The 17,107-nt window shown below is 65.0% G+C and carries 23 protein-coding genes and 1 tRNA gene; 3 read left to right on the forward strand and 21 right to left on the reverse strand.

Features of this window, described 5'->3' with window-relative positions:
- Window positions 1–52: 52 nt before the first annotated feature.
- Entirely contained in the window at window positions 53–1,531 is a 1,479-nt protein-coding gene (locus C1I89_RS11990; RefSeq protein WP_102773006.1) for a porin family protein, read from the forward strand.
- 6 nt (window positions 1,532–1,537) lie between these two features.
- Here C1I89_RS11990 and C1I89_RS11995 read toward each other — a convergent pair whose 3' ends face one another.
- The 9 genes from C1I89_RS11995 to petA form a co-directional block, all read right to left on the reverse strand.
- Window positions 1,538–2,563, reverse strand: coding sequence for an ABC transporter substrate-binding protein (locus tag C1I89_RS11995; RefSeq protein WP_102773007.1), 1,026 nt, complete (start codon window positions 2,561–2,563; stop codon window positions 1,538–1,540).
- 171 nt (window positions 2,564–2,734) lie between these two features.
- Window positions 2,735–2,941, reverse strand: a complete 207-nt coding sequence (locus tag C1I89_RS12000) for a sulfatase (RefSeq protein WP_102773008.1) — start codon at window positions 2,939–2,941, stop codon at window positions 2,735–2,737.
- Between the two features lies 1 nt (window position 2,942).
- Window positions 2,943–3,701: a GAF domain-containing protein gene (locus C1I89_RS12005; protein ID WP_258231402.1), complete on the reverse strand. Its 759-nt coding sequence runs from the start codon at window positions 3,699–3,701 to the stop codon at window positions 2,943–2,945.
- A 208-nt stretch (window positions 3,702–3,909) separates the two neighbouring features.
- Window positions 3,910–3,985, reverse strand: a tRNA-Thr gene (locus C1I89_RS12010).
- A 77-nt stretch (window positions 3,986–4,062) separates the two neighbouring features.
- The gene (locus C1I89_RS12015) at window positions 4,063–4,512 is read right to left on the reverse strand and encodes a ClpXP protease specificity-enhancing factor (RefSeq protein WP_102773009.1); all 450 of its coding nucleotides are present in this window, start codon (window positions 4,510–4,512) and stop codon (window positions 4,063–4,065) included.
- A gap of 12 nt (window positions 4,513–4,524) precedes the next feature.
- Window positions 4,525–5,136 (reverse strand): glutathione S-transferase N-terminal domain-containing protein, encoded by a 612-nt coding sequence (locus C1I89_RS12020; RefSeq protein ID WP_006216817.1) that lies wholly within the window; start codon window positions 5,134–5,136, stop codon window positions 4,525–4,527.
- 154 nt (window positions 5,137–5,290) lie between these two features.
- Window positions 5,291–6,142, reverse strand: coding sequence for a cytochrome c1 (locus C1I89_RS12025; protein ID WP_102773010.1), 852 nt, complete (start codon window positions 6,140–6,142; stop codon window positions 5,291–5,293).
- Between the two features lie 23 nt (window positions 6,143–6,165).
- Window positions 6,166–7,554, reverse strand: coding sequence for a cytochrome b (locus tag C1I89_RS12030; RefSeq protein ID WP_102773011.1), 1,389 nt, complete (start codon window positions 7,552–7,554; stop codon window positions 6,166–6,168).
- Window positions 7,555–7,624: 70 nt separating this feature from the next.
- Complete coding sequence (gene petA / locus C1I89_RS12035; protein ID WP_102773012.1) at window positions 7,625–8,266, reverse strand: ubiquinol-cytochrome c reductase iron-sulfur subunit; 642 nt, start codon at window positions 8,264–8,266, stop codon at window positions 7,625–7,627.
- Between the two features lie 140 nt (window positions 8,267–8,406).
- Here petA and mscL point away from each other — a divergent pair, with 140 nt between their 5' ends.
- Window positions 8,407–8,853, forward strand: a complete 447-nt coding sequence (mscL, locus tag C1I89_RS12040; RefSeq protein ID WP_102773013.1) for a large conductance mechanosensitive channel protein MscL — start codon at window positions 8,407–8,409, stop codon at window positions 8,851–8,853.
- Window positions 8,854–8,938: 85 nt separating this feature from the next.
- Here the strand turns inward: mscL and C1I89_RS12045 are convergent, their stop codons facing one another.
- The gene (locus C1I89_RS12045; protein ID WP_102773014.1) at window positions 8,939–9,715 is read right to left on the reverse strand and encodes a Nif3-like dinuclear metal center hexameric protein; all 777 of its coding nucleotides are present in this window, start codon (window positions 9,713–9,715) and stop codon (window positions 8,939–8,941) included.
- 19 nt (window positions 9,716–9,734) lie between these two features.
- Between C1I89_RS12045 and C1I89_RS12050 the strand changes: the two genes are divergently transcribed.
- On the forward strand, window positions 9,735–10,895 hold the full coding sequence (locus C1I89_RS12050; RefSeq protein ID WP_102773015.1) for a trypsin-like peptidase domain-containing protein: 1,161 nt from the start codon (window positions 9,735–9,737) through the stop codon (window positions 10,893–10,895).
- Here C1I89_RS12050 and C1I89_RS12055 read toward each other — a convergent pair.
- The 11 genes from C1I89_RS12055 to hisB all read right to left on the reverse strand — a co-directional run bounded on the left by C1I89_RS12055 (window position 10,892) and on the right by hisB (window position 17,107).
- Entirely contained in the window at window positions 10,892–11,257 is a 366-nt protein-coding gene (locus C1I89_RS12055) for a helix-turn-helix transcriptional regulator (RefSeq protein WP_102773016.1), read from the reverse strand. The two genes, C1I89_RS12050 and C1I89_RS12055, sit on opposite strands and share 4 nt — an antisense overlap.
- A 76-nt stretch (window positions 11,258–11,333) precedes the next feature.
- A complete protein-coding gene (gene tatC, locus C1I89_RS12060; RefSeq protein WP_102773017.1) occupies window positions 11,334–12,125 on the reverse strand; it encodes a twin-arginine translocase subunit TatC in 792 nt (263 codons plus the stop codon).
- Window positions 12,122–12,619: a Sec-independent protein translocase protein TatB gene (tatB, locus tag C1I89_RS12065; protein WP_102773018.1), complete on the reverse strand. Its 498-nt coding sequence runs from the start codon at window positions 12,617–12,619 to the stop codon at window positions 12,122–12,124. Before tatB ends, tatC begins: the two co-directional genes overlap by 4 nt.
- A 72-nt stretch (window positions 12,620–12,691) precedes the next feature.
- Window positions 12,692–12,919, reverse strand: a complete 228-nt coding sequence (gene tatA / locus C1I89_RS12070) for a Sec-independent protein translocase subunit TatA (RefSeq protein WP_102773019.1) — start codon at window positions 12,917–12,919, stop codon at window positions 12,692–12,694.
- A gap of 14 nt (window positions 12,920–12,933) precedes the next feature.
- Window positions 12,934–13,302 carry a histidine triad nucleotide-binding protein gene (locus tag C1I89_RS12075; protein WP_102773020.1) on the reverse strand — a complete coding sequence of 123 codons (369 nt, stop codon included), beginning with the start codon at window positions 13,300–13,302 and terminating at the stop codon, window positions 12,934–12,936.
- Between the two features lie 18 nt (window positions 13,303–13,320).
- Window positions 13,321–13,671, reverse strand: coding sequence for a phosphoribosyl-ATP diphosphatase (locus C1I89_RS12080; RefSeq protein ID WP_102773021.1), 351 nt, complete (start codon window positions 13,669–13,671; stop codon window positions 13,321–13,323).
- A complete protein-coding gene (gene hisI / locus C1I89_RS12085; RefSeq protein WP_102773022.1) occupies window positions 13,668–14,072 on the reverse strand; it encodes a phosphoribosyl-AMP cyclohydrolase in 405 nt (134 codons plus the stop codon). Before hisI ends, C1I89_RS12080 begins: the two co-directional genes overlap by 4 nt.
- A gap of 120 nt (window positions 14,073–14,192) precedes the next feature.
- A complete protein-coding gene (gene hisF, locus C1I89_RS12090; protein ID WP_102773023.1) occupies window positions 14,193–14,996 on the reverse strand; it encodes an imidazole glycerol phosphate synthase subunit HisF in 804 nt (267 codons plus the stop codon).
- A complete protein-coding gene (gene hisA / locus C1I89_RS12095) occupies window positions 14,993–15,733 on the reverse strand; it encodes a 1-(5-phosphoribosyl)-5-[(5-phosphoribosylamino)methylideneamino]imidazole-4-carboxamide isomerase (RefSeq protein ID WP_102773024.1) in 741 nt (246 codons plus the stop codon). The genes hisF and hisA overlap by 4 nt, the downstream gene beginning before the upstream one ends.
- A gap of 55 nt (window positions 15,734–15,788) precedes the next feature.
- Window positions 15,789–16,487 (reverse strand): imidazole glycerol phosphate synthase subunit HisH, encoded by a 699-nt coding sequence (locus tag C1I89_RS12100; protein WP_102773025.1) that lies wholly within the window; start codon window positions 16,485–16,487, stop codon window positions 15,789–15,791.
- A gap of 32 nt (window positions 16,488–16,519) precedes the next feature.
- Window positions 16,520–17,107, reverse strand: a complete 588-nt coding sequence (gene hisB / locus C1I89_RS12105) for an imidazoleglycerol-phosphate dehydratase HisB (RefSeq protein ID WP_102773026.1) — start codon at window positions 17,105–17,107, stop codon at window positions 16,520–16,522.

Consider the following 17,107-nt stretch of genomic DNA (forward strand, 5'->3'; position numbering starts at 1 on the left):
CATAAAGGGCCTGCTGAACTTCGTACTCATTCCTTCCCCGGCCCGATACCCCATGCACATGATTTTTCGCCGCGGCGCCGCGCTGTGCCTGCTGTTGACCTGCCTGCCCGCTGCGTATGCCAGCGACGACGATACCCGCTACCTGCTCGAACGGACACGCCGCGCGACCGAGCAGCGCGTGCGGCAATTCGGCGAGCCCGTTGCGCCGCCCGGCGCGGTGGTGCACGAAGGCAAGATCTACGAAGTGCAGACGAACCTGCAGGATCTGGAACCCGCCATCTATATCGCCTTGAATACCGGCCAGTGGGAACGGCTGGTCGAATTCGTCGGCCGTTATCGGCTGTTGCGCGACCATCGTCCGGCGCTGGTCGATATGGCCGAAGGGCTGCTGGCCCGCCAGGCTGGCGCCATCGCATTGGCGGTACGCCGGCTGCAGGCCGCGCACGCCGCCGATCCCGAGGACGCCCGCATCCGCCTGGAACTGGCGCGGCTGCTGTTCGAAGACAATCGCGATGCCGAGGCGCGCGCCATGTTCGAGCAGGTACAGCGCGGCATGCTGCCCGACTACGGCCGCATGCAGACGCAGCAGTACCTGTCCGCGCTGGGCGCCCGCGCCGGCTGGCATGGCGGCGTAGCGGTCGGCACGGGCTACGACAGCAACATCAATCAGGCCAACGGCGCCCGAACCTGCTTGAGCCGGTTCCTGAGCCTGTGCCTCAATGACCGCAAGATGCCGGACCCCATCGGTTCCAGCCTGGTGAACTATGAGCTTGTGCTGGAGCGCCGCGACAATCTGGCCGGCAACCACAACCTGCTGTTGCGGCCGATCAGCTACGGAACCTATTACCGCCGCGGCGACGCGGACGCCAGTTCGCTGGTCCGCAACTACAGCAGCGCCACCTCGGTGCTGTATCTGGGCTACCAGTACCTGGACGCGCGCAACAACATCAGCCTGCTGCCCTATGTGGAGCACTATTTCCGCGACGGCTGCACCTATTATCTGGCCGGCGGGCTGCAATGGGAGTGGCGTCGCAGCCTCGCAAGAAAATGGCAGATGAACGTTCTGCTGGACGCGCGCCGCTTTCGTTATCGCGCGCGGGCGCGGTTCATCAACAGCGACTACAGCCAATACCAGGCCGGGTTGTCGGTCAGTTACCTGCCGCGGGCTTCGACCTCGATCACCGCCGGCGTGGACGTGGTGCGCAAGGCGTTTGCGCTCAAGCCGGCCAGCGGCAAGGAAGTGGTGCTGCGCGCCGGCGTCTTTCATGCTTTCAGGGGCAAGCCCGGTTTCTACCTGAACGCGCAAGGCATTTTCCGCATCGGCCGTAATGACGCCTACGACGGATTCCTGGGGGGACGCCGAGGCGACCGGTTGCAGGTCTATCTGGTGACGCTGGGCGCCGAGGGCTGGAAGATAGGCGGCATGACGCCGGAGTTGCGGCTGCGGCGCAGCATCAATCGCAGCAATCCGGACTGGGCCTACAACTACGCCCAGAACGAAGTGGGGCTGACGCTGCGCCGCGTGTTCTGAGCCGCCTCAGCCGTAGAAATCCGCGGCGGGCAGCTTGCCGCCGATCAAGCCGGGCTGGACTTCATGCACGCGCTGGAAGAAATACTCCAGTTCGGCGCGCACGCTGGCCGCGGCCATGGGCTTGTCGCGCGAGGCCTTCAAGGCGTCGGCCACGGCCTGCGGGGTCAGCATGCGGATATGTTTGGCGACCAGTTCGCCGCAGGCCTCGGGGTTTTCGAGGCACCAGGCCTGCGATGCGGCGTATTGCCGGTGCACCCGTTCGCACAGTGCGGCATTGCCCAGCGCCTTGCCCAACGCCGCGAGTCCGGCCTGGGGAATGCGCGGTTCGCGTTTCAAGACCCTGCCCCATTCCGCGGACAGATCCAGGCCGCGATGCAGTTTGGGCGCCACGGCGGACATGGGCAGGGACTGCGTCTTGCGCAGCGCCATGGACACGGCGGGCTCGGGCAGCACCGCGTGGCTCACGCGGCGCAGGACCAGCAGCTGGACCGCATCGAACGGGGTGGTGACGTAACGCAGCGAGAAGTCCTTCTGCGGGTCCAGCCCTTGCGCGCGCGCCAGCACGCCGAAGAGGATATCGGGCATGTCGCCGCGAAACGGCACGGCGATTTCCTGGCCGCGAAAGTCGGCCAGCGAGCCCGCTTCGCCATTGCGCGTGACCAGCCACAATATTCCCCACACGGACACGTTCAACAGCCGCAGCGGCACGCCGCGGTTGTACAGGTTGGCGGCCACGTTGGTGGGCGAGGCGATGAAGTCGGCGCCGCCTTCCACCGCCCAGGCGCGCATCTGGTCGGGATTGGTCCAGAGCGCGAACTTGGGCGTCACGCCCTCTTCGGCCAGCGCGCCGGACTCGACCATGTGGATCAGGGGGAACGACACCGTGATCGGCGGCCCGGCCAGCACCAGCCGGTCCGTAGCGGCCGCGGCGCGCGCGCGCACGGCCGGCAGCGCCGCCAAGGCCGCCGCCGCCAGCAAGGCGCGCCGGCTGCGTGAAACGGGCAGTTCCTGATGTGAGTGTTGAGTATGCATGCCGCAAAGCCCTCCGGTTGGTATCCAACCCGCAGTCTTTGTGCTTTGCGTTCAAATGCGAATGATAATTATCAACTTGACGTGGTGGCCGATACGTAGGCGGACAGATGCGACTGCGCCGGGAGATCTATCGCGCGTAAAAAAGGAAGTCCACGGACGTCCTTTTTGAATTCAGGTGGGAATCCGCTGCTTTAGCGGCGATGGCGGACCGGCGTCCTCGAGCGCCCCTTGCCTGATGCCGGCGCTTCCGCTCGTAATTGCCCGCATTCCGAATTCGGTAAGCGTCAGTTCGCGAACTTTGATGACTGCACCCGGTTTCGAAATGAGCTTGGACTCTTTGACGAAAGTCTCGGACGACTTCTTGGTGGCAAGGTTCATATCAATACCTTTTCGTGACAAAGTCGCTAATGGCCTTGGCGCCAGCACCGACAATCTCCACAACATCGTCGCGTTCGAAGAGCGCACGGTCACTTGAATCAAAGTAGATCACGCCAATGGGATGCTGTCCAGATCGGTCCAGAACGGGCACGGCCATTGCCGAGTAGCGGCCGGGACCCAGTTTGCGGGCTTCCGCTTCCGTGTATCCCCATTCGCGCACCAGTTCGGTACGAAGTTGCTCCTCCGTCCCATCCTGACTGGACATTACCAGCGGCTTCTTGCTTCGGATGGCTCTGCCGGTTATGCCGGTATGGATGGAGAACGTCCGGCCAACGCCTTCGCCATTGGCGCCGGCATAGTTGATGATCTGCTCGATCTCCTGTGGCTCATGAATGGGCGGAACGACTCGATGGAAGGTTGCTCGAATGTCAGCGCCGCATCGGCGTTTGGTGCACCATTCGGAAAGCAGGGTATGCACTGCTGACACCGCTGCATAGAGCCCTTCATGGACGACATCCGGGCCATCTTTCTGGTCTTCGGCGCGAGCGATCACAATCCGGACTATGGCCGACAAGACCAGCCAGACGCAGGCGGCCGTGGCAAGCCCGAACATCCATTGATCGAATTGGGGATCACGCCAGCTTTTTACTGCGGCCGAACCGGCGACAATAATGGGCGGGCCGTTGAACAAGGCTTCTCGGGGCCATTTTTTTTGCCAGAAGCGTTTTTGCCCTGCCCCTGGAAGATGGTTTGTACGCATGCGGCCGAGCCTCCTGGAGCCATAGAGCCGACATGATTGTATCGTCGCGTAGCAGCAGGGATGGCAGGGATTCCCGTCTGGTGCGGGTAAGAACCGGACGAGTCCAGGACTGCGACTTGTCGTTGCCGCCGGGCGCATATGGCTGGCTCGGCATCGCCCGGAAAAGCAAAAGCCCAACCTCGCGGCTGGGCCAAGCGCTTGGAAACATTGGTGCCGGTGAAAGGAATCGAACCCTCGACCTTCTCATTACAAGTGAGCTGCTCTACCAACTGAGCTACACCGGCGATGCGTGCGGGGGCACGCGCAGGGACCGCATTGTAATGAAAAAACGCAGTCCCCGCGTGGGGCGCCCGCCAGGGCGTTACTTGACGATGGTCAGGCGCGGGCGCTTGGGTTCGTCGTCGTCGCCGCCATCGTCGCCGGAGGCGGCGACGGCGTCGGAGCCTTCGGGTGCAGCGGGGGCCGCGGCGCCCTGGGCGCCGGCTTCCGGCGGTTCGTAGGGCTGCACTTCGAAGCCCATGCCTGCGCCGGTTTCGCGCGCGTAGATGGCGCTGACGGCGCCTACGGGTACGTAGACGTTTTCGGTCACGCCGCTGAAGCGGGCCTGGAATTCGATGAATTCATTGCCCAGCACCAGGCGGTTGGTGGCCAGCGTGCCGACGTTCAGTGTGATCTGCCCGTCGCGCACGTGGGCGACGGGCACCATGGTGTGCTCGTCGACCTGCACGGTGATGTACGGCGTGTAGCCGTTGTCGGTGCACCATTCATGCAGCGCGCGGATCAGATATGGTTTGGTCGAAGTTTCACCCATTACAAAACAACCTTAGCGACGCATCACTTTTTCCGAAGGCGTCAGCGCTTCGATATAGGCCGGACGCGAGAAGATGCGTTCGGCGTATTTCTGCAGCGGGGCGGCGTTCTTCGGCAGTTCGATGCCGTAGTGGTCCAGGCGCCAGAGCAGCGGGGCCACGGCCACGTCCAGCATGGAGAACTCTTCGCCCAGCATGTACTTGTTCTTCAGCAGCATGGGGGCGAGCTGGGCCAGGCGGTCGCGGATGTTCTGGCGAGCGTTGGCCAGCTTCTTTTCGTCGGGCTTGGCGCTGCGGTCTTCGAGCGTCGAGACGTGGACGAACAGTTCCTTTTCGAAATTGTAGAGGAACAGGCGGGTGCGGGCGCGCATGACCGGATCGGCGGGCATGAGCTGCGGATGCGGGAAGCGTTCGTCGATGTACTCGTTGATGATGTTCGACTCGTACAGGACCAGGTCGCGCTCGACCAGAATGGGCACTTGACCGTACGGGTTCATCACCGCGATGTCTTCGGGCTTGTTGTACAGGTCGATGTCGCGGATCTCGAAATCCATGCCTTTTTCGAACAACACGAAGCGGCAGCGTTGCGAAAACGGACACGTGGTTCCGGAATAGAGCACCATCATGGCGGTAAGTCCTTTATTGAAAAACGAAAGGCCAGCGCCTTAATCTAGCAGGCGCTGGCCCCAATTGCCAGGCGGGATAGGCGTACTGCCCTATCCGCCTTGTCCGTCCCTAATTACAGCGGGGGACGGCGTAAAACCTGGCGGGGCGTTGCGGTTAGCGTACGTGTTTCCAGTACGAGGCATTGAGGCGCCAGGTAACCAGGAAGAACAGCAGCAGGAACAACATGACGCCGACGCCGAGACGGACGCGGAATGTCTGGACGGGTTCGGCCATCCAGGACATGAACGCGGTCAGGTCGGCGACGTCGTTGTCGTATGTTGCGACTTGGGCCGGGTTGGCGGCCTTGAACTTGGCATCGAAGGTGGCATGGCCCTGGTAGTTGGCTACCGGTTCGGCCTTGACCGTGGAAAAACCCTGTGCATCGTACACCGTGGTGACGCGTTCCCAGGTCTTGGGGGCGCCTTCCTTGCCTTCGACCTCGTGCATGGCGACGGTGGTGAGTTCGCGCGGACCCTGCACTTCCCAGAGGGCGTGCGGCATGCCGACGGACGGGAACACCAGGTTGTTCCAGCCAGTGGCGCGCGAGGTGTCGCGGTAGAACGTGCGCAGGTACGTGTAGATGTAGTCGGACCCGGAAGGGCCGGCGTTCACGGACTTGGCGCGGGCGATCACGGACAGGTCCGGGGGCGTCGTGCCAAACCACTGCTTGGCGTCCTTGGCGGTCATGGCGACGGTCATCATGTCGCCGACCTTTTCGCCGGTGAACAGCAGGCTTTCCTTGATTTGCTGGTCGGTCAGCCCGATGTCCTTGAGCTTGTTGTAGCGCATCGAGGACGCGCTATGGCAGTTCAGGCAGTAGTTGACGAACAGCTTGGCTCCGTTCTGCAGCGACGCCATGTCGTTGACGCGGTACGGGGCCTTGTCCAGCGGGTAGCCGCCCTCGGCGGCGAAAGTGGCGGTACACGTGAGCATCAAGGCCACGGCACCAATCAGCTTCTTGATCATGGTTAATCCGTTATCTGGTGGGCTCAGTGGGCGTGGAACGTAACGCGCTCGGGCACTTTCTTGAAGGTGCCCAGGCGGCTCCAGACCGGCATCAGGAAGAAGAACGCCAGGTACAGCAGCGTGCCGATCTGCGACGTGAGGTTCAACGGCGGACTGGGCGGCTGCGTACCGATGTAGCCGAGCACCAGGAAGTTGACCATGAAGATGCCGTAGATCCACTTGTGCCAGGTGGGGCGGTAGCGGATGGACTTGACCGGGGAATGGTCCAGCCACGGCAGGAAGAACAGGATGACGACCGTGCCGCCCATGGCGACCACGCCCCAGAACTTGGCGTCGATCACGCGCAGCAGCACGGCCACGACGATCAGGATGCCGGGGACGGCGATGCGCATGAAGCCCTTCAGGTTGCTCTTGAGGAGCAGCGCGATGGCGCCCAGCACGGAAGCGCCCGCCAGCACCCAGGTGAATTCGTCGGTGGTGGCGCGCAGCATCGAGTAGAACGGCGTGAAGTACCAGACCGGCGCGATGTGCGGAGGCGTCTTCAGCGAGTCGGCGGGGATGAAGTTGTTGAACTCGAGGAAGTAGCCGCCCATTTCCGGGGCGAAGAACACGATGAACGCGAACACCAGCAGGAAGCCGGCCACGCCCATCAGGTCATGCACGGAATAGAAGGGATGGAACGGGATGCCGTCCTTGGGACGTCCGTACTTGTCCTTCGGGCCCTGTTTGATCTCGATGCCGTCCGGGTTGTTCGAGCCGACTTCGTGCAGCGCCACCAGGTGGGCGGCGACCAGCCCTACCAGCACCAGCGGAATGGCGATGACGTGGAAGGCGAAGAAGCGGTTCAGGGTGGCGTCGGAGACGACGTAGTCGCCGCGGATCCAGATCGACAGTTCGGGGCCGATGAAGGGAATGGCCGAGAACAGGTTCACGATCACCTGGGCGCCCCAGTAGGACATCTGGCCCCAGGGCAGCAGGTAGCCGAAGAAGGCTTCGGCCATCAGACAGAGGAAGATCGCGACGCCGAAGATCCACACCAGTTCGCGCGGCTTGCGGTACGAGCCGTAGAGCAGCCCGCGCAGCATGTGCAGGTAAACGACGACGAAGAACATCGACGCGCCGGTGGAGTGCATGTAGCGCACCAGCCAGCCCCACGGGACTTCGCGCATGATGTATTCGACGGATTGGAACGCACGTTCGGCATCCGGCTTGTAGTGCATGACCAGGAAAATGCCGGTCACGATCTGCAGCACCAGCACCAGCAGGGCCAGTGAGCCGAAGAAATACCAGAAATTGAAGTTCTTAGGTGCGTAGTACTCGGACAGGTGGGCTTTCCAGGTGGAGGTCACCGGAAAGCGCCGGTCCAGCCAGCCCAACAGGCCTGTCGTCTCGACGGTTTTCTCGCCAGCCATCTAACGGCTCCTTCTCTCACGTGGCGTAATGCGGATTTACTTACGTAATGAAAAAAGCGCGACGCGAGCGTCAGGCCTTGTTGTCCTCGTCGACGCCCACGATGATGCGGGTGTCGCTGAGATATTGGTACGGCGGAACTTCGAGGTTGTCGGGGGCGGGCTTGTTCTTGTAGACCCGGCCGGCCAGGTCGAACGTGGAGCCGTGGCAGGGGCACAGGAAGCCGCCTTGCCAGTTGGCGCCCATGCCTCCACCGCCGCCCGTTTCGAAGTGCGCGGTGGGCGAGCAGCCCAGATGAGTGCAGATGCCGACGCAGACGAAGATCTCGGGCTTGCGCGAGCGGCCCTCGTTTTCGGCGTAGGCGGGGGTGAAGCCGGGCCGCTTGGAATCAGGATCGGCCAGCAGGGCGTCCTGGCTCTTGAGGCCGGCGATCTGTTCGGGCGAACGGTGAATGATCCAGACGGGCTTGCCGCGCCATTCGACCGTTTTCATGGCGCCGACGGGAATGTCGCCGATGTCGACTTCCACGGGCGCGCCGGCCGCGCGGGCCTTTTCAGAAGGGGAAAACGTGCTTACCAACGGTATTGCCGTAGCGACACCTGCTACGCCACCCACAGCACAGGCGGTGGTTACCCAGAAACGTCGCGAAGGATCGGGCGGCAGATTTGGATCAACCGCACCGTCATCATCATGCACCAGCGTATCCTGACTCATCTTCCTATCCTTGTTGATGCGCCCGCTCTACGAGTAGCATCACTTCTGCGGCATCGGCTTCGCGGGAATATGTAACAACATAGCAACCGCGTATTATAGCGCCAGCCCACTGGGGGGCGTATCACGAAGGGAGTGCTTTTATGAGCAAAGCGACTGGTTTCGTCAAAGAATTTCGAGATTTCGCGGTAAAAGGGAATGCAGTAGACCTGGCGGTCGGTGTCATCATCGGTGCGGCGTTCGGCAAGATCGTCGACTCGCTGGTCAAGGACATCGTCATGCCGCTGGTTAATTTCGTGCTTGGCGGTTCGGTCGATTTTTCAAACAAGTTCCTGGTCCTGTCGATGCCGGATGGCTACAACGGCCCGATGACGTACGCCGACCTGACCAAGGCAGGCGCCAACGTTTTCGCGTGGGGCAACTTCGTCACGATCATCATCAACTTCGTGTTGCTGGCCTTCGTGATCTTCTGGATGGTCAAGGCCATCTACAAGGCCCGCACCAAGGCCGAGGAAGCGCCGGCCGCACCGGCTGCGACGCCGGAGGACGTGGCGCTGTTGCGCGAAATCCGCGATCTGCTCAAGAAGTAATGAAAAAGCGCCCTGCGGGGCGCTTTTTTTGGCCCCGCCGCCGGGCCGTCCCAAGGCGGGGCAGCCCGGCGGCGTGGGGGCCGTCTTACGCCGGGTTGTCGATATCGACGAATTCGACTTTGATGCCGAAACGCTCCGCCACCGCCTGGCCCAGCGCCTGCACGCCGTAGCGTTCGGTGGCGTGGTGGCCGGCGGCGATGAAGCCCACGCCGGTCTCGCGCGCCAGGTGCACGGTCGATTCCGACACTTCGCCGGTGATGTAGGCGCTGGCGCCCGCGTCCACGGCGTCGGCCAGCATGCCCTGGGCGCCGCCGGTGCACCAGGCGATCCGCGCCAGCGGCTGCTTGGGGTCGCCCACCACCAAGGGCTGGCGGCCCAGGCGTTGGGCGACGCGCTCGCCCAGCTCGCCGAGCGTCTTCAGGCCGCCGGCCTCGCCCAGCCACACCAGATTGTCCGGCCCGCAGGTCTGCGGCGAGCCGTCGTCGCGCAGCGACGGGGCCAGGCCCAGCACGCGGGCCAGTTGCGCGTTGTTGCCCAGCGTCGGGTGCGCGTCCAGCGGCAGGTGATAGGCGTACAGGTTGAGGTCGTTCTTCAGGGCCAGCGCCATGCGGGTGCGGCGCGTGCCGATGACGCGGCGGTCCTCGTTGCGCCACATCCAGCCGTGATGCACCAGCACCGCGTCGGCGCCGCGTTCGACGGCGACGCGCAGCAGGGCTTCGCTGGCCGTCACTCCGGCGATAATGTGTCCGATTCCGGATCGGCCTTCCACCTGCAGCCCGTTGGGACAGTAGTCTTTGAAGCGCGCCGCCTGCAGGGTGTCGTCCAGCCAGCTGGCCAGGACCTGGGAGTCCACTTTACTCATTGCTAGTCCTATCAGAAACATGCGCCGATATTGGCTGATATTCGCTCAGGCCGTCACGGTCTGCCTGGGTATTCTATTCGTCGTCACGACCTTGCGGCCCGACCTGCTGCAGCTTGCCGGGCCGGCCGCGGGAGGGCGGCAGGCCAGCGCCGCGGGCGGCATGCCCGCCGCGCGCGCGCCGGCGGTGGCGTCCTACGCCGACGGGGTGGCGCGCGCCGCGCCGTCCGTGGTCAACGTATACACCACCAAGCACGTGAACGTGCCGCTGATTCCGCTGCCCGACGATCCGGTGCTGCGCCAGCTGTTCGGCCAGATGCCGGGCGTGACCCGGCGGCAGGCCTCGACCAGCCTGGGTTCGGGCGTGATCGTCAACCAGGACGGCTATGTGCTGACCAATTACCACGTGGTGCAGGCGGCCGACGCGATCGAGGTGGCCCTGAGCGACGGCCGCCGCGACGTCGCCAAGGTGGTGGGCGCGGACCCGGACACCGACCTGGCGGTGTTGCGTCTGGCCACGCTGCGATCGCTGCCGGCGGCCACGCTGGCGCCGGACCGCGGCCTGCGCGTGGGCGACGTGGTGCTGGCCATCGGCAATCCGTTCGGCGTGGGGCAGACCACCACGCTGGGCATCGTGTCGGCGCTGGGCCGCAACGGCCTGGGAATCAATACGTACGAGCATTTCATCCAGACCGACGCGGCCATCAATCCGGGCAATTCGGGCGGCGCGCTGATCGACGCGGCGGGCAATCTGGTCGGCATCAATACCGCCATCTATTCCGAGTCCGGGGGCTCGATGGGCATCGGCTTCGCCACGCCCATCGAGATCGCGCGCAAGGTCATGGACGAGATCGTCAAGACCGGCGGGGTCAAGCGCGGCTGGCTTGGCGTGGAACCGCAGGACGTGACGCCGGAGCTGGCGCGCGCGTTCGAACTGGACCGCGACACGACGGGCGTGATCATCGCCGGCGTGATGCGCGACGGGCCGGCCGCGCGCGGCGGGCTGCGGGTGGGCGACATCGTGCAGTCGGTCAACGGCAAGCGCGTGGCCGACACCGCCGGCCTGCTCTCCGAGATCGCCCAGCTGCCGCCGGGCCAGCGCGCCACGCTGGGCATCCTGCGCGGCGGCAAGGCGGCGGAACTGGCGCTGGTGGTGGGCACGCGGCCGGGCAAGCCGCGCTAGTACGCGCGGGTCTTGAGCATCAGGCGCAGCGCCATGAGCACGGCTTTCTTGGTGGCGGGCGGCTGCTGGCGCAGCAGCGCGCGGATTTCGGCGTCGTAGCCGTCGGCTTGGTCTTCCGGCCCCGCGCCGGGGCAGCCGGATGCGTCCGCGCCGGGCATTACGCCGTCGGTCAGCCAGGGCACGCAGGTATCGAGCGCGCGGGCCAGCCGCAGCAAGGTGGCGCGCGACGGCGAATAACCGTCGCGGCGGGTGAGGATGCGGTGGATGCAGGACTGCGGCACGCCGGAGATGCGCGCCAGTTGGCTCTGGCTTTTGATGCCGCGCCACCGCATCAGGGTGTACAGGCGTTGGGAAAGTGACATGGCTGCAATCTAGGATTGCAGCCATGGGCCTACAACGTGAAACGGTCCTGCATGGCTGCGGGACCGTGCGGGCGGCTTATTGGCGTTCGGTCAGGGAGCCGGAGGCTGCTTCGTCGGCCTCGTCCGGTTTGGGTGTGACCATGCGGGCGCAGATCAGGCCGACCTCGTAAAGCAGGCACAGCGGCACGGCCAGCATGAACTGGCTGACCACGTCGGGCGGGGTGACCACCGCGGCGATGACGAAGGCGCCCACCACCACGTAGCCGCGGGCGGACTTCAGCTTGGATAGTTCGACCACGCCCATCTTCACCAGCAGCACGACGGCCACGGGCACTTCGAAGGTGATGCCGAACGCCATGAACATGGTCATGACGAAGCTGAGATAGGCCTCGATGTCCGGCGCCGGCGTGATCGATTGCGGCGCGAAGGTGGCGATGAAGTGGAACACTGTGCGGAACACCACGAAATAGCAGAACGCCATGCCCGCGATGAACAGGAAGGTGCTGGAGACGATGAGCGGCAGCGCCAGGCGCTTTTCGTGCTTGTACAGCCCCGGGGCCACGAAGGCCCAGGCCTGGTACAGCACCACCGGCAGCGCCAGGATGAACGAGGCCATCAGGGTGACCTTGACGGGCACCATGAACGGCGTGATCACGCCGGTGGCGATCATGCGCGTGCCTTCCGGCAGCGAGGCCAGCATGGGCTGGGCCAGCACGTCGTAGATGGCCGATGCGCCGGGGTAGATGAAAAGCACGATGAACACGCAGATCACGGCGGCCACGGCGCGCAGCAGCCGGGTGCGCAGCTCGACCAGGTGGGAGATGAAGGTCTCCTGCTGGCCTTCTTCTTGGGAGGCGTCCTGGGTCACGTCGGAGTTCCGGAGGGCAAGACGGGCTTGGCCTCGTCAGCCTTGGGCGCGCTGGGCGCCGGGGCGGGTTGCGGGGCTGCGGCCGGAGCGGGCTCGGCCGCCGGAGGAAGATCCAGGTCCAGGCTGTGGTTCTGGCCGGGCGGGGCGATGCTGCGTTCGGGCTCGGCCGGCGCGTCGGCCTTGCCGCTGGCGGCGCGGGCGACTTCGTCGAGCTCGGCGCGGAACTGCTGCACCGGCTCCTGCAGCGAGGCCTGGGTCTCGTTCAGGGATTTCTGCACGCCCTGGGCGGCGTCTTCCATTTCGCTTTTGAACTTGCGCAGCTCGTCGAGCTCGATCTCGCGCTGGATATCGGACTTCACGTCGTTGACGTAACGCTGCGCGCGCCCGAGCAGGTGGCCGACGGTGCGGGCCACCTTGGGCAGGCGTTCGGGTCCGATGACGATCAGGGCGACGACGCCGATCACCATCAGTTCAGTGAGGCTGACATCAAACATTCGACGGCCGCTAGGAAGTTGATGCGATGAGGGCCGGCCCGGTCAGGACGGGCCCGGGAGACAGGCGGAGGTTCAGGAGTTGGATTTTTCCTTGGCCTGCACGTCGATGGTGTCGCCGGAGACGCGCTGCTGAGCGATGGGCTCGGCCGGCTTGTCGCCGTTGGCTTCCTTCATGCCTTCCTTGAATCCCTTGACGGCGCCGCCCAGGTCCGAGCCGATGTTGCGCAGCTTCTTGGTGCCGAAGATCAGCGCCACGATGACCAGAACGACCAACCAGTGCCAAATGCTGAAACTACCCATGATGTTTCTCCGAATTACGCGGTGGGGGCCACGCGACCTTTCCAGGGGCGCGGGCCGCCGATGATGTGGAAATGCAGATGCGGGACTTCCTGGCCGCCTTCGACGCCGGAGTTGATCATGATGCGAAATCCGCCATCGGGGCCTGGACTGCAACCGTTTTCCGCGGCTAGCCGCGGCGCCAATGACATCATTCTACCCAACCAACCTGCGTCCTCGGCCGTAATATCCTGCATGGATATGACATGACGTCGAGGGATAAGCAATAAATGTACCGGCGCGGCCGGATTGATGTCGTGGAAGGCGACGAAATCCTCGTCTTCATAGACTTTCTTGGACGGGATATCGCCGGTGGCGATCTTGCAGAAGATACAGTTATCGCTCATTTTTGCGGGTTTCCGTGATCAGTCTTGCGGGCGGCTTGCCTTCTCCGCCAGGCCCGACAGCCCTTCGCGGCGGGCCAGTTCGGCCAGCACGTCTTCGGGGCGCAGGTTGAAGTGGGTCAGCGCGACCAGGCAGTGGAACCACAGGTCGGCGGTTTCGCTGACGATGCGGTCGGGCACGCCATCCTTGGCGGCCATGACCAGCTCCGTGGCTTCTTCGCCGATTTTCTTGAGGAAGGCGTCGGGGCCCTTGGCCAGCAGCTTGGCGGCGTAGGACGCCTTGGGATCGCCGCCGTTTTCGGGACGGCGGGTGGCCAGGGTATCGGCGATGCGCGCCAGGATCTCGGCGGCGCTTGCGGCTTGGTCGGTCATTTGTAGATCAGTTCGGGGTCTTTGAGCACGGGGTCCACGGTGATCCAGGACGCCTGGACGCCCTGGCCTTCCAGGCGGCGGTAGAAGCAGCTGGCGCGCCCGGTGTGGCAGGCGATGCCGCCTTTCTGGTGCACCTTGAGCAGGATCACGTCGCCGTCGCAGTCCAGGCGCAGCTCGCGCACTTCCTGCACGTGGCCGGATTCCTCGCCCTTGCGCCACAGGCGCTGGCGCGAGCGCGACCAGTAAACGGCGCGCCCGGTGGCCGCGGTCTCGGCCAGCGATTCGCGGTTCATCCAGGCCACCATCATGATCTGGCCGTTGTCGGCGTCCTGCGCAATGGCGGGAATGAGGCCGTCGCCGTCGAAGACGACGTCGGCGATCCAGGCGGGTTCGTTGCTCATCTGTCTATCCATAATCGCGCGTGGCGCAACTGAACTGTAATCTTACGGCAATACCTTGTTGCAGGTGCGCGAGTGTCCGCCCTCTGCCAGCAAACGCCGCAGGCGCTCCGGGGGGAGTACTTACAGCCGGACTGGGATACCCAGTCCAGCCATGAACTGTTTGCACTCGCCGACCGTATGCTGGCCGAAATGGAAGATGCTGGCCGCCAGCACCGCGCTGGCGCGGCCGGCGGTGACGCCGTCGGCCAGGTGCTGCAGCGAGCCCACGCCGCCGGAGGCGATCACCGGCACCGGCACGGCGTCGGAGACGGCGCGGGTGAGTTCCAGGTCGAAGCCGGACTTGGTGCCGTCGCGGTCCATGCTGGTCAGCAGGATCTCGCCGGCGCCGTAGGCCGCCATGCGGCGGGCCCAGGCCACGGCGTCCAGGCCGGTGGCCTTGCGTCCGCCATGGGTGAAGACTTCCCAGCGCGCGGGTTCGCCGGCCGCCGACACGCGGCGCGCGTCGATCGCCACCACCACGCATTGCGAGCCGTGGTAGTCGGACGCGGCGCGCACCAGTTCGGGGTTGGCCACCGCGGCGCTGTTGATGCTGATCTTGTCGGCGCCGGCGTTGAGCAGGCGCTGGATGTCGGAGACCTGGCGCACGCCGCCGCCCACGGTCAGCGGGATGAAGACCTGCGAGGCCACCTGCTCGATGATGGGCAGGATCAGATCGCGGCCGTCGCTGGTGGCGGTGATGTCCAGGAAGGTGAGCTCGTCGGCGCCCTGCTCGTTGTAGCGGCGCGCGATTTCGACGGGGTCGCCGGCGTCGGCCAGGTTGACGAAGTTCACGCCCTTGACGACGCGGCCGGCCGTGACGTCGAGGCAGGGGATGATGCGGCGGGTCAGCGCGCTGCCCGCGGGGGTGCTGCTGGAGTCGGTCATTTTGCCAGTTCGTCGGCGCGGGCCTGCGCCGACTGGAAGTCGAGCGTGCCTTCGTAGATGCTGCGGCCCAGGATGGCGCCTTCGACGCCTTCTTCCTCGACGGCGCACAGGGCTTCGATGTCCTGGATGCCGGCGATGCCGCCGGAGGCGTAGACGGGGATGCGCACGTGCTGGGCCAGGCGGACCGTGGCTTCGACGTTGACGCCCGAGAGCATGCCGTCACGGCCGATGTCGGTGTAGATGATGGCCTCGCAGCCGTAGTCCTCGAACTTCTTGGCGAGGTCGAGCACGTCGTGGCGGGTCAGCTTGCTCCAGCCGTCGGTGGCGATCTTGCCGTCGCGCGCGTCCAGGCCGACGATGATCTGGCCGGGGAAGGCGCCGCAGGCGTCCTGCAGGAAGCCGGGGTTCTTGACGGCGGCCGTTCCGATGATGACGTAGGAAATGCCGGCGTCGAGGTAGCGCTCGATGGTGTCGAGATCGCGGATGCCGCCGCCGATCTGCACCGGGATGTCGTCGCCGACGGCGTTCAGGATGGCCTTGATGGGCGCTTCGTTCCTGGGCTTGCCGGCGACGGCGCCGTTCAGGTCTACCAGGTGCAGGCGGCGGGCGCCTTGGTCCAGCCAGCGGGTGGCCATGGCGGCGGGGTCTTCGGAGAACACCGTTGCATCGTCCAGGTCACCCTGGCGCAGGCGCACGCAGCGCCCGTCTTTGAGATCGATGGCGGGGATCAGCAGCATGGTGGGCAGCGAGAAAATATAGGGGTTGAATGGGCGGGCGGACGCAGGCCAGTGCCTACGGCTGCCAGTCTACAAAATTGCGATACAGGCGCAAACCGTGCTCGGCGCTCTTTTCGGGATGGAACTGCACCGCGAAAATGTTAGCTGCCGCCACTGCGCAGGTAAAGGCAAGGCCATAATCGGTTTCACCGACGGTCAGGCCGGCGTCCGCCGGGTCGGCGTAATAGCTATGGACGAAATAGAAGTGCGTTTCGTCCGGAATGCCGGCCCAGATAGGATGAGAGCGCGTCTGGCGCACTTTGTTCCATCCCATGTGCGGGACCTTGAGGCGTTCGGCCCCGGTGCCGGCCGCGCCGGCGGCGCCGGCGTCGGCCAGGCAGGCCTCGTCGCCGCCGGGCAGCGGGTCGGCGAAGCGCGGGCCGGCGAAGCGGCGCACCACGCCGGGAAACAGCCCCAGGCAGGCCGTGCCGCCTTCTTCGCTGGATTCGAACAGCATCTGCTCGCCCACGCACACGCCCAGCAGGGGCTTTTCGCGCGCGGCGCGCACGACGGCCTCGCGCAGGCCGGATTCATTGAGGGTGCGCATGCAGTCCGCCATGGCGCCTTGCCCGGGGAACACGACGCGGTCGGCCGCGGCGATTTCCTGGGGCTGGCTGCAGATGCGGATGTCCGCGTCGGGGGCGGCGTATTTCAGGGCGCGCGCGACGGAATGGAAATTGCCCATCCCGTAGTCGACGATGGCGATAGTGGTCACTTCTTTCTGCCTGGAGCGGTGGATCGCGAACGTTACAGCACGCCCTTGGTGGAGGGCACGGCGTCGCCCATGCGGGGATCGACTTCCAGGGCCATGCGCAGCGCGCGGCCACAGGCCTTGAACACGGTTTCGGCCTGGTGGTGGGCGTTGAAGCCGCGCAGGTTGTCGATGTGCAGCGTGATCAGGGCGTGGTTGACCAGGCCCTGGAAGAATTCGCGGGTGAGGTCCACGTCGAAGTCGCCGATGCGCGCGCGCGTGAACGGGATGTGGTATTCGAGGCCGGGGCGGCCGGAGAAGTCCACCACCACGCGCGACAGTGCTTCGTCCAGCGGCACGTAGGCGTGGCCGTAGCGGCGCAGGCCGGCCTTGGTGCCGGCGGCCTTGGCGATGGCCATGCCCAGCGTGATGCCCACGTCTTCCACCGTGTGGTGCGCATCGATGTGCAGGTCGCCCTCGGCCTTGATGTCGAGGTCGATCAGGCCGTGGCGCGCGATCTGGTCCAGCATGTGGTCGAGGAAGGGCACACCGGTGTCGATCGTCTGCTTGCCGGTGCCGTCGAGGTTGACGGCCACGCGGATGCGGGTTTCGTTGGTGTTGCGGGTGATTTCTGCGGTACGCAT

The sequence above is a fragment of the Achromobacter pulmonis genome, assembly GCF_002885955.2.
Classification (GTDB): Bacteria; Pseudomonadota; Gammaproteobacteria; order Burkholderiales; family Burkholderiaceae_B; genus Achromobacter; species Achromobacter pulmonis_A.